General features: G+C 63.1%; 18 protein-coding genes and 1 tRNA gene. 7 read left to right on the top strand and 12 right to left on the bottom strand.

Translation table 11 applies throughout. The features are described from left to right. Positions 1–152 precede the first annotated feature (152 nt). The 7 genes from KXJ60_RS03880 to KXJ60_RS03850 all read left to right on the top strand — a co-directional run bounded on the left by KXJ60_RS03880 (position 153) and on the right by KXJ60_RS03850 (position 6,803). A complete protein-coding gene (locus KXJ60_RS03880) occupies positions 153–1,094 on the top strand; it encodes a cobalamin B12-binding domain-containing protein (protein WP_291124274.1) in 942 nt (313 codons plus the stop codon). A gap of 50 nt (positions 1,095–1,144) precedes the next feature. After that, complete coding sequence (gene ppsR / locus KXJ60_RS03875) at positions 1,145–2,587, top strand: transcriptional regulator PpsR (RefSeq protein ID WP_291124272.1); 1,443 nt, start codon at positions 1,145–1,147, stop codon at positions 2,585–2,587. Positions 2,588–2,753: 166 nt separating this feature from the next. After that, positions 2,754–3,629: a chlorophyll synthase ChlG gene (chlG, locus tag KXJ60_RS03870; protein ID WP_291124270.1), complete on the top strand. Its 876-nt coding sequence runs from the start codon at positions 2,754–2,756 to the stop codon at positions 3,627–3,629. Then, positions 3,626–4,981, top strand: coding sequence for a BCD family MFS transporter (locus tag KXJ60_RS03865; RefSeq protein ID WP_291124268.1), 1,356 nt, complete (start codon positions 3,626–3,628; stop codon positions 4,979–4,981). Before chlG ends, KXJ60_RS03865 begins: the two co-directional genes overlap by 4 nt. Positions 4,982–4,985: 4 nt before the next feature. Beyond that, on the top strand, positions 4,986–6,203 hold the full coding sequence (locus KXJ60_RS03860; RefSeq protein WP_291124266.1) for a geranylgeranyl diphosphate reductase: 1,218 nt from the start codon (positions 4,986–4,988) through the stop codon (positions 6,201–6,203). A gap of 34 nt (positions 6,204–6,237) precedes the next feature. Further along, positions 6,238–6,552 (top strand): hypothetical protein, encoded by a 315-nt coding sequence (locus tag KXJ60_RS03855; RefSeq protein ID WP_291124264.1) that lies wholly within the window; start codon positions 6,238–6,240, stop codon positions 6,550–6,552. A gap of 83 nt (positions 6,553–6,635) precedes the next feature. Then, positions 6,636–6,803, top strand: coding sequence for a hypothetical protein (locus KXJ60_RS03850; protein WP_291124262.1), 168 nt, complete (start codon positions 6,636–6,638; stop codon positions 6,801–6,803). On the opposite strand, the gene KXJ60_RS03845 is transcribed toward KXJ60_RS03850, so the two are convergent. From KXJ60_RS03845 to rpsE, 12 genes are all read right to left on the bottom strand, one after another. Next, positions 6,782–6,858, bottom strand: a tRNA-Met gene (locus tag KXJ60_RS03845). The two genes, KXJ60_RS03850 and KXJ60_RS03845, sit on opposite strands and share 22 nt — an antisense overlap. A gap of 17 nt (positions 6,859–6,875) precedes the next feature. After that, positions 6,876–7,271: a 50S ribosomal protein L17 gene (gene rplQ, locus KXJ60_RS03840; protein WP_291124261.1), complete on the bottom strand. Its 396-nt coding sequence runs from the start codon at positions 7,269–7,271 to the stop codon at positions 6,876–6,878. A gap of 87 nt (positions 7,272–7,358) precedes the next feature. After that, a complete protein-coding gene (gene rpoA, locus KXJ60_RS03835) occupies positions 7,359–8,345 on the bottom strand; it encodes a DNA-directed RNA polymerase subunit alpha (RefSeq protein ID WP_291124259.1) in 987 nt (328 codons plus the stop codon). Between the two features lie 93 nt (positions 8,346–8,438). Next, positions 8,439–9,062, bottom strand: coding sequence for a 30S ribosomal protein S4 (gene rpsD, locus KXJ60_RS03830; protein ID WP_291124257.1), 624 nt, complete (start codon positions 9,060–9,062; stop codon positions 8,439–8,441). A 149-nt stretch (positions 9,063–9,211) separates the two neighbouring features. Further along, entirely contained in the window at positions 9,212–9,616 is a 405-nt protein-coding gene (rpsK, locus tag KXJ60_RS03825; protein ID WP_291124255.1) for a 30S ribosomal protein S11, read from the bottom strand. An 18-nt stretch (positions 9,617–9,634) separates the two neighbouring features. Continuing rightward, positions 9,635–10,000, bottom strand: coding sequence for a 30S ribosomal protein S13 (gene rpsM, locus KXJ60_RS03820; RefSeq protein WP_137917294.1), 366 nt, complete (start codon positions 9,998–10,000; stop codon positions 9,635–9,637). 23 nt (positions 10,001–10,023) lie between these two features. Next, positions 10,024–10,137 carry a 50S ribosomal protein L36 gene (gene rpmJ, locus KXJ60_RS03815; protein ID WP_009514917.1) on the bottom strand — a complete coding sequence of 38 codons (114 nt, stop codon included), beginning with the start codon at positions 10,135–10,137 and terminating at the stop codon, positions 10,024–10,026. A gap of 43 nt (positions 10,138–10,180) precedes the next feature. Further along, the gene (gene infA, locus KXJ60_RS03810) at positions 10,181–10,399 is read right to left on the bottom strand and encodes a translation initiation factor IF-1 (protein ID WP_066267877.1); all 219 of its coding nucleotides are present in this window, start codon (positions 10,397–10,399) and stop codon (positions 10,181–10,183) included. Positions 10,400–10,408: 9 nt separating this feature from the next. Beyond that, positions 10,409–11,722, bottom strand: coding sequence for a preprotein translocase subunit SecY (gene secY / locus KXJ60_RS03805; protein WP_291124251.1), 1,314 nt, complete (start codon positions 11,720–11,722; stop codon positions 10,409–10,411). 23 nt (positions 11,723–11,745) lie between these two features. Continuing rightward, positions 11,746–12,180, bottom strand: coding sequence for a 50S ribosomal protein L15 (gene rplO / locus KXJ60_RS03800; RefSeq protein WP_291124250.1), 435 nt, complete (start codon positions 12,178–12,180; stop codon positions 11,746–11,748). A gap of 14 nt (positions 12,181–12,194) precedes the next feature. After that, on the bottom strand, positions 12,195–12,377 hold the full coding sequence (rpmD, locus tag KXJ60_RS03795) for a 50S ribosomal protein L30 (protein WP_291124248.1): 183 nt from the start codon (positions 12,375–12,377) through the stop codon (positions 12,195–12,197). 11 nt (positions 12,378–12,388) lie between these two features. Beyond that, entirely contained in the window at positions 12,389–12,907 is a 519-nt protein-coding gene (gene rpsE, locus KXJ60_RS03790) for a 30S ribosomal protein S5 (protein ID WP_291124246.1), read from the bottom strand. Positions 12,908–12,911 lie beyond the last annotated feature (4 nt).

Here is a 12,911-nt window from a genome sequence, read left to right as displayed (position 1 = left end):
ACACAGTCGGAGGCGCCTCGGATTTGGGAAGGGCGTCCATCCGGCGCGGAAATGCCCCGACGCAAATCATTTGCGGCCGTAAGAAAGCACCGGCAAAAGTACCGTGGCCCCTGCGTGAACCGGCAGTAGCGCACCAGCGCAAGGAGACATGGATGGGCTCTTTTTCAAGGGAAAGGTCTCCGCACGAGACCGACGCCCCGACCAATCGGTTTGCCGACGAGTGGGCCGAAGGCCTCGCCTCGGCGGGCGTGCCGCCGGGCATCGAAGAGCTGCTGCGCTCCTCCGTCGACATGCCGCTCAACGAAGACGGCCTGCGTGCGGTGCTGCTGTCCAAGGCTGTCGAGTACGAGATCATTCCCCGGCTCATGCTGGCCCACCGTGTTCCCGAGGAATGCGCGTCTTCCCCCATCGCCACCAACCAGCGGGTCACGCCCGAAGACGTGGCCTTGTTTGCCGAGCTGGTGCTGCACGAGGACGACCGCGCGGTGCGCGACTGCGTAATCGCGCTGCGCGACCGGGGCGTGCCGACGGAGGCCATCTTTCTTGAGCTGCTCTCTCCGGTAGCCCGGCACCTGGGCGAGATGTGGGAGCGCGACCTGTGCACCTTTTCCGAAGTCACGGTCGGCCTGGGCCGCCTGCAGAAGGTGCTGCGGGAGAACAGTGCGGCCGCCAGCCAGTTCGACCAGGACGCACAGAGCGGGCAGCGCCAGCGCATCCTGCTCATGCCCTGCCCCGGCGAGCAACATACCTTTGGCCTGTCCATCGTGGCAGAGCTGTTTCACCGGGCGGGCTGGGACGTGGTGACCTGCTTCCTGGCCACCGATTCGGCGGCCACGATGGTGCAGAAAGACTGGTACGACGTGGTGGGGTTCTCGCTGGGCAGCGCGGCCGGTGTGCCCAGGTTGCGGGCGGCCATGGAGCTGGTGCGCCAGGTCAGCCAGAACCCCCATCTCCCTATAATCGCCGGAGGTCCTATTTTCCAGCTGCACCCCGAGTTCGGGGAGCAGATCCAGGCCGACGCCATCATCACCCACGGCGCGCACGCTCCCTCGCAGGCCGACAAACTGGTGGCTGCCAGCCGCTTGCGCCCCTAGGCCACTGGCAACCACAAGACGCTATTGCGTTCACATACCGGAAGGCACAGATGACCCAGGGCATTCAAGCGATGGTGAAGGGGCAGTTTCTGAACCCCGCCCCGCTCCTGGCCGACATGAGCGGGGATGCCGTTGCTGACCTGATCACCGCCGCTGCAGACGTGGTGCTGATCCTCGACCACGAGGGCATCATCCGCGACATGGCCCTGGGCAGCGAAGACATGCTGGAGAGCGGTTGCCATCACTGGCTGGGCAAGTCGTGGGCACAGACCGTCACCGCCGAAAGCCAACCCAAGATCGAGGCCTTGCTCAAGACCCAGGGCGCGTTGACCGCCGACGGCGTGCGCTGGCGCCAGGTGAACCAGCGTCTGGACGACGGCGGGGATCTGCCGATTGCATACTCGGTGGCGCCCATCCGCGGCGGCGCGCGCAGTGTGGCGTTTGGTCGCGATCTGCGGCCACAAGAGGTGCTGCAGCAGCGCCTGGTCACGGCCCAGCAGACCATGGAGCGCGACTACTGGCGCCTGCGGCAGATCGAGACCCGCTACCGCCTGCTGTTCCAGATGGCGTCCGAGCCGGTGCTGATTTTCGAGGGCGACATCGACAAGCTGGAGGAAGCCAACCCCGCCGCCTACGAACTGCTGGGCGATGCAGCGCGTCAACCCGGCTGGTCGCTCGCCGACAGCCTGCATCCCGACCACCTGACAGACGTGCAATCCATGGTGGAACGGCTGCGTGCCACCGGCCGCGCCGAACCCTGCCAGGTTCGACTGACAGGCAGCAACGAACCGATGTTCATCACGGCCACGCAGTTCCGCCAGGACAACCGCCTGTTTTTCCTGATGCGCGTGACGCGGCAGCAAGAGGGCGAACTCAGCATGCCGGCGGCGCGCCAGCAGTTGGTGCAGGTGATGGAGTCGGCACCCGACGCGCTGGTGGTCACCGACACCGAAGGGCGCATCCTCAGCGTGAACCGCGCGTTCCTGGACATGGGCCAGCTGAGCACCGAAGAGCAGGCGCGCGGCGAGATGCTCGACCGCTGGCTGGGGCGCACAGGCGTGGACTTCCGCGTTCTGCTGTCCAACCTGCGCCAGCACGGCACGGTCCGGCTGTTTGCCACGCAGCTGCGCGGCGAGTTCGGCTCGCACTCGGAGGTGGAGGTGTCGGCCGTGTCGGTGGTGGGCGGCGCACACCCTTGCCTGGGCTTCACGATCCGCGACATGGGCCGACGGCTCAGCCACGACCCGCGCGCCAGCAAGGAGCTGCCGCGTTCGGCCAGCCAGATGACCGAGCTGGTGGGCCGCCTGCCGCTCAAGGACATCGTGCGCGAAACCACCGACCTGATCGAACAGCTGTGCATCGAGGCGGCCCTGGAGCTCACGGGCGACAACCGCGCGTCGGCGGCCGAGATGCTCGGGCTTTCACGCCAAAGCCTCTACATCAAGCTGCGCCGCTTCGGCATCATCGAAGGCACCAGCGACGACGTGCACTGATGCTGCCAGCAGGCGCCGCACGTGAAGCATCGAGCCCCAGGAGGGCTCGATTTTTTTGGTGACGGGCGCACGCGGTTCAGGGCGAAGGAACAGGGCCGGCAGGTCGGGCACACGGAAGTGTCAACCTCTATTGACACAACAAAGTGTCAGGCGTAAAACCCAATGAATGCAACGCCCTGCCCTGTCGGCCGTCACCGAGCTGTTCAAGCCCATCACGTGGTTTCCCCCCATGTGGGCGTTTGCCTGCGGCGTGGTCGCATCGGGGGTATCGCTGCAGGACCGGTGGTGGCTGGCCATCGTGGGCATCGCGCTGGCCGGTCCGCTGGTCTGCGCCACCAGCCAGGCCGTCAACGACTGGTTTGACCGGCACGTCGACGCCATCAACGAACCCCAGCGACCCATTCCCTCGGGTCGCATGCCTGGTCATTGGGGCCTGTACCTCGCGATTGCCTGGACCGCGGTGTCCTTGCTGGTGGCGCTTGCGCTCGGCCCATGGGGGTTCGGCGCCGCCGCGCTTGGCCTGCTGCTGGCCTGGGCCTACAGCGCACCGCCGGTGCGTCTGAAAGAAAACGGCTGGTGGGGCAACGCCGCTTGCGGCATCAGCTACGAGGGCATCGCCTGGGTGACGGGCGCCGCGGTGATGGCCGGCGGCGCCATGCCCGGCGGGGAGTCCCTGGCACTGGCCGCGCTGTACAGCGCGGGCACCCACGGGATCATGACCCTCAACGACTTCAAGGCCGTGGCGGGCGACCGCCAGATGGGCGTGCGCTCGCTGCCGGTGCAGCTGGGCGTGGACCGGGCCGCACGCGTGGCCTGCTGGTTCATGGTGCTGCCGCAGGTGGTGGTGATAGGCCTGCTGATGCATTGGGACCAACCCGGCCACGCGGCGGGCGTGGCAGCCCTGCTGGTGGCACAGGGAGCGCTGATGCGGCGCTTCCTGGCCGCTCCGTCGGCCCGTGCGCTCTGGTACAGCGGGTTCGGCGTGCCGCTGTTTGTGGCCGGCATGATGGTCAGCGCCTTTGCCTTGAGGGGGATGGCATGACGCCTTTTGGCTGGACCAGCATTGCCCGATTGGGCCTGGTGCAGGCGTCGCTCGGCGCCATCGTGGTGCTGACGACCTCGACCCTCAACCGCGTGATGGTGGTCGAGCTGGCACTGCCCGCGCTGCTGCCCGGTTTTCTCGTGGCGCTGCACTACCTGGTGCAAATGGCACGGCCGCGCATGGGGCACGGCTCGGACGTCGGGGGCCGTCGCACACCCTGGATCTTGGGCGGCATGGCGGTGCTCGGCGTGGGTGGCGTGGTGGCCGCGCTGGCCACCGTCTGGATGGCGACCCACCGACCTGCAGGCATGGCGCTGGCGGTGCTCGGCTTTGCGCTGGTCGGGCTGGGCGTGAGCGCCAGCGGCACCTCACTGCTGGTGATGCTGGCCAAGCGCGTGCCCGATGCCCGCCGGGGCGGTGCCGCCACCCTGGTCTGGATGATGATGATCGCGGGCTTTGCCATCACCGCTGGCCTGGCGGGCCAGTGGCTGGACCCGTACTCACCCGAGCGCCTGCTGCAGGTGACCTCAGCGGTATCTCTGCTGGCCTTTGGGGTGACGGTGCTGGCGTTGCGCGGGCTGGAGGGCGATGTCACCCCCGCTGGCCAGGGGCTGTACCGCAACGAGGCAAAGCCCGACTTCCGGCGGGCCCTGTCGGAGGTCTGGCAGGAACCGGTCGCGCGGCGCTTCACCGTGTTTGTCTTCGTCTCCATGCTCGCCTACAGCGCGCAGGACCTGATCCTGGAACCGTTCGCCGGCACCGTTTTCGGCTACAGCCCGGGCGCGTCCACGCAGCTCTCGGGCGTGCAGCATGGGGGCGTGCTGTGCGGCATGCTGCTGGTGGCGATGTCGGGCGCCTTGGCCGCGCGCGTCGCCCGATTGCGCTGGCTTGGTTCCCTGCGCGGCTGGACCATCGGCGGCTGCATCGCGTCGGCCCTTGCGCTCTTCGGCCTGGTCATGGCGGGCGTGAGCGGTCAAGGCGACACGCTCAAGGCGCTCGTGTTTGGTCTGGGTGCAGCGAATGGTGCTTTTTCCATCGGCGCCATCGGCTCCATGATGCGGCTGGCCAACGAAGGACAGGGCTCCCGCGAGGGCGTGCGCATGGGCCTCTGGGGCGCAGCGCAGGCCATCGCGTTCGGGCTCGGTGGCCTTGTGGGCACCGGTGCCAGCGACCTTGCCCACGTCCTGATTTCGTCCCCCGGTACGGCGTATGCGTTCGTGTTCGCGCTCGAGGCGCTGACCTTCATCGCCGCGGCGCTGCTCGCGTGGCGCATCTCCGCCCCGCCGTCGACACCGGTGGCGGCATCACCCAGCCGCACCGTTGGTGTGGCCATCGGAGCCCCACGCGGCTGATCGCATGAACACTAGCAACGAAACCTTTGACGTGGTGGTGGTGGGCGGTGGGCCTGCAGGCGCTACAGCGGCACACGAACTGGCGCGCCTGGGCCGCTCGGTGCTGCTGCTCGATAGGGCCGGGCGCGTCAAGCCCTGCGGTGGCGCAATTCCTCCACGGCTGATCAAGGACTTCGAGATCCCCGACGAACTCCTGGTCGCCAAGGCGCGGTGCGCGCGCATGATCGCCCCATCCAGCCACCGGGTGGACATTCCCATCGACAACGGTTTTGTCGGCATGGTCGATCGTGACCGCTTTGACGAATGGCTGCGTGTGCGCGCACAGGCTGCGGGCGCCGTGCGACGCACCGGCAAGTTTGTGTCGCTGGCCCGCGATGCCGAGGGCCTCACCGAGGTCCACTACACCGTGCGGGAACGCCGCGCGCTGGGCGAAGGCCTGCCCTGCATGGTTCGCGCGCGCTGCGTCGTCGGCGCAGACGGCGCCCGCTCGGAAGTGGCCCGCCAGGGCGGCGTGCCTGGCGCAGAGCGCACACGCTACGTGTTCGCGTACCACGAGATCCTGAAAGCGCCAGCGGCCACACAGCGAGCGGCCGACTACGACGACAGCCGCTGCGACGTCTACTACCAGGGCCGCTTCTCACCCGACTTCTACGGCTGGGTCTTTCCCCACGGCGACACGCTGAGCATTGGCACTGGCAGCGCGGACAAAGGCTTCTCGCTGCGCGGCTCGGTGCAGCACATGCGGGATGTGTGCGGTCTTGCCGGCGCAGAGACATTGCGCCGCGAGGGTGCACCGATTCCCATGAAGCCGCTGCCGCGCTGGGACAACGGCCGCGACGTCGTGCTGGCCGGTGACGCGGCCGGCGTGGTCGCGCCTGCGTCTGGCGAAGGCATTTACTACGCCATGGTCGGTGGTCAGCTGGCGGCCGAGGCAGCGCAGACCATGCTCACGAGCGGCAACCCCGCCGCACTGCGCCTTGCGCGCAAGAAATTCATGAGGTTGCATGGCACCGTGTTCCGTGTGCTGGGCGTGATGCAATGGTTCTGGTACAGCAGCGAGCGGAGGCGGGAACGCTTCGTCAAGATCTGCGAAGACCGCGATGTGCAGCAGCTGACGTTTGACTCCTACATGAACAAACGCCTGACCCGCAAGAAGCCGATGGCGCACGTGCGCATCTTCCTCAAAGACGTCGGTCATCTGCTGGGGCTGGCGCGGGTATGAAGCGGCACGCCGAGATGGCCTGCAAGGATTGACTGTGGCGTCTCTCTGGTACGGCGCGTGGCTGGTAGATGCGGCCATCGCCATCACCTTGGTGGAATGGCTGGCCTTGGCGGTCTACCACCGAATCACCGCCCAGGGGATCACACCGAAAGATTTCCAGTGGAATCTGGCGTCCGGCTTGTGCCTGATGCTGGCACTGCGCTGCGCGCTTCAGGATGCAGCGTGGCCTTGGGGAGCAGGATGCCTCGCCGCCTCAGGCGCTGCCCATGTCACCTACCTCAGGCAGCGCTGGCAAACCCGACGCAGAGCCGCCCAGGCCTTGGTTGCGAAAACGGCCACCTTGACCTGACCCAACCCGTGGGCCGATCAGCATGGCGAAGCACTCGGCATCTACTTTGATGGCGACAACCGTCGCTTGGCTCGGTGGTCGACATGGCCATCCGTTCAGCCGAGTCTTCAAAAAGAAGCCTGCAACGCCTCCGCGCAACAGATCTCTCGGCGCAGATCGCGACGCCAGCCAAAAACAAAAAAGCCCTCGTTTCCGAGGGCTTCAGTGACAAGCAGATGCTTGATTGGGTTGGTTGCGGAGGCAAGATTTGAACTTGCGACCTTTGGGTTATGAGCCCAACGAGCTACCAGGCTGCTCCACTCCGCGTCAAGCCTTATATTCTATCACGCTTTGTCAGCGTCAGCCGCTGGTGCAGCGTCTTCTGCACGATCCACCAGTTCCACGAGCGCCATCGGGGCGTTGTCGCCCACACGGAAGCCCATCTTCAGGATACGCGTATAGCCACCAGGACGGGCCTTGAAACGGGGGCCAAGTTCGTTGAACAACTTCACGACGACATCGCGATCGCGCAGACGGTCAAATGCCAGGCGGCGGTTGGCCAGCGTGGGTTCCTTGGCGAGGGTGATCATGGGCTCGACCACGCGGCGCAGCTCTTTGGCCTTGGGCACCGTGGTCTTGATGACTTCGTGCGTGAGCAGCGAGTTCATCATGTTGCGAAGCATCGCAAGGCGGTGCTCGCTGGTGCGGTTGAGTTTACGAAGTCCGTGTCCGTGACGCATTTTTTGATCCTTTCAGTTTTTTACCCCCAGCCGTGTCAGGTACTGGAGGTTCGTCCGAGTCTGGCCCTAAGAGCCAGACACAACGGTTCAGTGCTTGTCCAGGCCAGCGGGTGGCCAATTCTCAAGCTTCATACCCAAGGTGAGGCCACGCGAGGCGAGGACTTCCTTGATTTCGTTGAGCGACTTGCGACCCAGGTTAGGGGTCTTGAGAAGCTCGTTCTCGGTGCGCTGAATCAGGTCACCGATGTAATAAATATTCTCGGCCTTGAGGCAGTTGGCCGAGCGCACCGTCAACTCCAGCTCGTCCACTGGACGCAAGAGGATCGGGTCAAACTGCTGTGAGCTGCGCTGTGCTGGGGCGTCGAAAGCGGAAAGCTCGACACCTTCCAGCTGGGCGAACACCGCCAGCTGTTCCACCAAAATTTTGGCAGACGCACGGACCGCTTCTTCCGGACCAATCGATCCGTTGGTTTCGATTTCCAGCACCAGCTTGTCCAAGTCGGTGCGCTGTTCGACGCGAGCGCTTTCCACCGTATAGCTCACGCGCTTGACGGGCGAAAACGATGCATCCAGCACGATGCGACCGATCGAGCGCGTTTGGTCGTCGTTGCGGCGCAAACTGCCCGGCACATAGCCACGGCCTTTCTCGACCTTGATCTGCATGTCCAGCTTGGCGCCTTGCGACAGCGTGGCGATGACATGTCCTGGATTGACGATCTCGACGTCATGCGGCGTCTGGATGTCAGCAGCCGTGACCAAGCCTTCTCCGTCTTTGCGCAGGCTCAGCGTGACTTCGTCGCGGTTGTGGAGCTTGAACACCACGCCCTTGAGGTTCAGGAGCATGTTGACGACATCTTCCTGCACGCCGTCGATCGACGAATACTCGTGCACGACGCCTGCAATGGTGACTTCGGTCGGCGCGTGGCCGGTCATGGACGACAGCAGAACCCTGCGCAGGGCGTTGCCCAGCGTGTGGCCATAACCGCGCTCGAAGGGCTCGAGCGTGACTTTGGCGCGATTGGTCGAGACTTGCTCGACATTGATGGTCTTGGGCTTCAGCAGATTGTTCAGCATTCAAACTTCCTTCAGGACCCTCGGCTCGTTACACCGATAAGGCAGACGGAGCATGGCCCGACCGCACCGCAAGGATGCAGGCCGGGAACGGAATTAACGGGAATACAGTTCGACGATCAGCGATTCGTTGATGTCGGAGCCGAACTCATCGCGGTCAGGCGACTTCTTGAAAACGCCTTCGACCTTCTCGGCCGACACCTCAACCCAAGCAGGGAAGCCGATCTGCTTGGCCAGTTCGAGCGCCTCGATCACGCGACCTTGCTTTTTCGATTTCTCGCGCACGGCGATCACGTCACCGGCCTTGACCGAGTACGACGGGATGTTGACGGCCTGGCCGTTCACCGTGATGGCCTTGTGCGACACGATCTGACGCGCTTCGGCACGGGTAGAGGCGAAGCCCATGCGGAACACCACGTTGTCGAGACGCGCCTCAAGCAGGAACAACAGGTTGGCACCCGTGTTGCCACGGCGACGGTCTGCCTCTGCGAAGTAGCGACGGAACTGGCGCTCCAAAACGCCGTAAGTGCGCTTGACCTTCTGCTTCTCGCGCAGCTGCACGCCGAAGTCGGAGGTACGCTGACCCGAAGTGCGGCCATGCTGACCAGGCTTGGAGTCGAATTTGGCCTTGTCGCTGATCGAGCGGCGAGCGCTCTTGAGCAACAGGTCGGCGCCTTCACGGCGGGAGAGTTTGGCCTTGGGGCCGAGGTAACGTGCCACGTTGGGTTCCTTGATTTACTGCCGCAACCAGTTGTTGCGGGAGCCGCCTTGCATTGAAGGTGGCAGTGGGCTTAGCAAAAATGCCACCGCAGGCAACTGCGGTGGCGCTCAAAAAAGCCTTTGATTGTACCGCGTTCAGCGGCAGGGCGTCAGATGCGACGGCGCTTTTGCGGACGGCAGCCGTTGTGCGGCACAGGCGTCACGTCGGCAATCGAATTGATGCGGATGCCCAATGCGCCCAATGCACGCACCGACGACTCACGGCCAGGACCGGGGCCCTTGATCTCGACGTCCAGGTTCTTGATGCCCTGCTCGATGGCAGCGCGACCAGCGACTTCGGACGCGACCTGCGCGGCAAACGGCGTGGACTTGCGCGAGCCCTTGAAGCCCTGACCACCCGACGAAGCCCACGACAAAGCGTTGCCTTGGCGGTCGGTGATGGTGATGATCGTGTTGTTGAACGAGGCGTGCACGTGCGCAATGCCGTCGGACACGTTCTTGCGAACTTTCTTGCGAACGCGAGCAGATGCGCTGCTGGAGGGAGACTTGGCCATGAGGGTCCTTCTAACCGATTATTTTTTCAGCGACTGGGCAGCCTTGCGGGGACCCTTGCGCGTACGGGCATTGGTCTTGGTGCGCTGACCACGCAGCGGCAGACCACGGCGGTGGCGGAAGCCACGGTAGCAACCGATGTCCATCAAACGCTTGATGTTCATGGTGGTCTCACGACGCAGGTCACCCTCGATCGTGAACGTACCGACCTGGTCGCGCACCTTTTCGAGTTCTGCGTCGCTCAGATCCTTGATCTTCTTGGCATAGTCGATACCGCATGCCTCGCAGATCTTGCGAGCGCGGGTGCGACCAATACCGAAGATTGCCGTCAAGCCGATTTCGGCGTGCTTGTGCGGCGGAATGTTGATGCCTGCAATACGAGCCATGTTGGGTCCTCTTAACTAACCAATCAGCCTTGACGCTGCTTGTGACGCGGGTCGGTGCAAATGACTCGCACAACGCCATGCCGCTTGATGATCTTACAGTTGCGGCACATTTTCTTGACCGAAGCCGAAACTCTCATAGTCTTCTCCTAGAAATTCCTAAAACATTCAACAACTGACCGTTCACTTCGAGCGAAATACGATTCGAGCTCGAGTGAGGTCGTAGGGCGTGAGCTCTACTTTGACCTTATCTCCAGGCAAGATCCGGATGTAATGCATCCGCATCTTGCCGCTGATGTGCCCCAGTACCACGTGACCGTTTTCGAGCTTGACCCTGAAGGTCGCATTGGGCAGGTTCTCTACAACCTCTCCCTGCATCTCGATCACGTCGTCCTTGGCCATAAGCGAAGTTCAAGGGGCTGTTTTGAAATTGGCCTTCTTGAGCAGCGACTCATATTGCTGCGACATCATGTAGTTCTGAACCTGCGCCATGAAGTCCATGGTGACCACCACAATGATCAACAGGGAAGTGCCACCAAAATAGAACGGCACGTTGTACTTCAGGATCAGGAACTCGGGGAGCAAACACACCGCGGTGATGTACACGGCACCGGCCAAAGTCAGTCGCAACAGAATCTTGTCGATGTAGCGCGCTGTTTGATCGCCTGGCCGAATGCCGGGAATGAATGCACCGCTCTTCTTCAGGTTGTCCGCCGTCTCGCGGCTGTTGAACACCAGCGCTGTGTAAAAGAAGCAGAAGAAGACGATGGCAGCGGCATACAGGGCCACGTAGATCGGTTGCCCGGGCGACAAGGCGGAAGCGATGTCGCGGAGCCAACGCGTTGAGTCGCCGGTGCTTACCCAGCTCACCACGGTGGTGGGCAGAAGAATGATCGACGAAGCGAAGATGGGCGGGATCACGCCGGCCATGTTCAGCTTGAGCGGCAGGTGAGACGACTGCCCACCATAGACCTTGTTGCCAACCTGACGGCGCGCGTAGTTAACCAATATCTTGCGCTGGCCACGCTCGACGAACACCACGAAATACGTCACGAGGATCACGAGCGCAATGATGAATATCGCGACAAGAATATTCATCGCGCCAGTGCGCACGAGCTCAAGCAAGCCCCCAACAGCGCTGGGCAAACCAGCCGCGATACCTGCAAAAATCAGGATCGAAATGCCATTGCCCAGACCCCGCTCGGTGATCTGCTCACCCAGCCACATCAGGAACATCGTCCCAGCCACAAGGCTCACCACGGCGGTCAGCCTGAAGCCCATGCCCGGATCAATCACCAGACCAGGAGAGCCTTCCAGCGCCAAAGCAATACCCATGGATTGGAAAATTGCCAAAGCGAGCGTGCCATAACGGGTGTACTGCGTGATCTTGCGTCGACCTGCCTCGCCTTCCTTCTTCAATTGCTCGAACGTGGGCACCACGTACGTCATCAGCTGCATGATGATGGAAGCCGAGATGTACGGCATGATGCCCAACGCGAACACGGTGAAACGCGACAGCGCTCCGCCCGAGAACATGTTGAACAAGCTCAGAATGCCGCCCTGCTGCCCCTGAAACAATTGAGCCAGTTGAGCGGGGTCGATACCGGGCACAGGGATGTGCGCCCCGATACGGTAGACCACCAGGGCCAGCAACAGGAAAACGAGTCGGCGACGCAAGTCGCCGAACTTTCCAGTTTTGGCCAGGGACGCGGAACCAGTTGCCACAGGTGTTTCCCGTTCGTGTGGACTCAGGCCGCCAGCGAACCGCCGGCTGCTTCGATGGCCTGCTTGGCACCGGCAGTCGCTGCGATGTCCTTGAGGGTCACAGCACGCGAGATTTCACCAGTCTTGACGACCTTGACGCGCTTGGCCAGGTGCGGCACGAGGCCCGCCTGCTTGAGCACCAGCATATCGACATCGGTGACCGACAGCGCGTTGAGGTCGCTCAGAGTCACTTCTGCATTGAACTGCAGCTGCGCCGACTTGAAACCGCGCTTGGGCAAGCGACGCTGAAGGGGCATTTGGCCGCCTTCAAAGCCGACCTTGTGGTAGCCGCCCGAACGCGACTTCTGACCTTTGTGGCCACGACCGGCTGTTTTACCCAGGCCCGAACCGATGCCACGACCGACGCGGCGCTTGGCATGCTTGGCGCCTTCAGAGGGCTTGATGGTATTGAGTTGCATGTCAATGACTCCGATCAGACGATCTTGATCAGGTAGCTGATCTTGTTGATCATGCCGCGCACAGCGGGCGTGTCCTGCAGCTCGCTGACGCTATTGAGCTTGCGCAGACCCAGGCCACGGACGGTGTCGCGGTGAGATTGCTTGGTACCAATGGGGCTGCGCACCAATTGGACCTTGACGGTGTTTTGAGTGGTCATGATCTCTCCAATCAACCCAGAATTTCTTCGACAGACTTGCCACGCTTTGCAGCCACATCGGAAGGGGTCGTCGAGTTCTTCAGTGCGTCCAGCGTGGCGCGCACCAGGTTGTACGGGTTGCTCGAACCATGGCTCTTTGCAACGACGTCGGTGATACCCAGCACTTCAAACACTGCGCGCATCGGACCACCTGCAATGATGCCGGTACCCTTGGCGGCCGGCAGCATCATCACGTTGGATGCGCCGTGCTCGCCATGCACACTGTGATGCAGGGAGCCGTTCTTGAGCGACACCTTGATCATGTTGCGGCGGGCTTGCTCCATGGCTTTTTGCACAGCCACTGGCACTTCACGCGCCTTGCCCTTGCCCATGCCAACGCGGCCATCGCCGTCACCGACCACGGTAAGCGCTGCGAAACCGAGAATGCGACCGCCCTTGACCACCTTGGTCACGCGGTTGATCGCGATCATCTTTTCGCGCAAACCGTCTTCGTTCGCTTCGTTCTTGATGTTTGCCGTAAATTTAGCCATTTTG

This window comes from Hydrogenophaga sp. (assembly GCF_019264445.1).
Lineage (GTDB): Bacteria > Pseudomonadota > Gammaproteobacteria > Burkholderiales > Burkholderiaceae_C > Hydrogenophaga.
Note: the sequence above shows the minus strand (reverse complement) of the source record. Positions and strands in the feature narration are given on the sequence as shown.

Coding starts and splice junctions, on each gene's coding strand:
- KXJ60_RS03850 (WP_291124262.1), top strand. CDS start 6,636: ATGGCCATCCGTTCAGCCGAGTCTTCAAAAAGAAGCCTGCAACGCCTC.
- rpoA (WP_291124259.1), bottom strand. CDS start 8,345: ATGCTGAACAATCTGCTGAAGCCCAAGACCATCAATGTCGAGCAAGTC.
- rplO (WP_291124250.1), bottom strand. CDS start 12,180: ATGCAACTCAATACCATCAAGCCCTCTGAAGGCGCCAAGCATGCCAAG.
- rpsK (WP_291124255.1), bottom strand. CDS start 9,616: ATGGCCAAGTCTCCCTCCAGCAGCGCATCTGCTCGCGTTCGCAAGAAA.
- rpmD (WP_291124248.1), bottom strand. CDS start 12,377: ATGACCACTCAAAACACCGTCAAGGTCCAATTGGTGCGCAGCCCCATT.
- infA (WP_066267877.1), bottom strand. CDS start 10,399: ATGGCCAAGGACGACGTGATCGAGATGCAGGGAGAGGTTGTAGAGAAC.
- rplQ (WP_291124261.1), bottom strand. CDS start 7,271: ATGCGTCACGGACACGGACTTCGTAAACTCAACCGCACCAGCGAGCAC.
- KXJ60_RS03865 (WP_291124268.1), top strand. CDS start 3,626: ATGACGCCTTTTGGCTGGACCAGCATTGCCCGATTGGGCCTGGTGCAG.
- rpmJ (WP_009514917.1), bottom strand. CDS start 10,137: ATGAGAGTTTCGGCTTCGGTCAAGAAAATGTGCCGCAACTGTAAGATC.
- ppsR (WP_291124272.1), top strand. CDS start 1,145: ATGACCCAGGGCATTCAAGCGATGGTGAAGGGGCAGTTTCTGAACCCC.
- rpsE (WP_291124246.1), bottom strand. CDS start 12,907: ATGGCTAAATTTACGGCAAACATCAAGAACGAAGCGAACGAAGACGGT.
- KXJ60_RS03860 (WP_291124266.1), top strand. CDS start 4,986: ATGAACACTAGCAACGAAACCTTTGACGTGGTGGTGGTGGGCGGTGGG.
- rpsM (WP_137917294.1), bottom strand. CDS start 10,000: ATGGCTCGTATTGCAGGCATCAACATTCCGCCGCACAAGCACGCCGAA.
- chlG (WP_291124270.1), top strand. CDS start 2,754: ATGCAACGCCCTGCCCTGTCGGCCGTCACCGAGCTGTTCAAGCCCATC.
- KXJ60_RS03880 (WP_291124274.1), top strand. CDS start 153: ATGGGCTCTTTTTCAAGGGAAAGGTCTCCGCACGAGACCGACGCCCCG.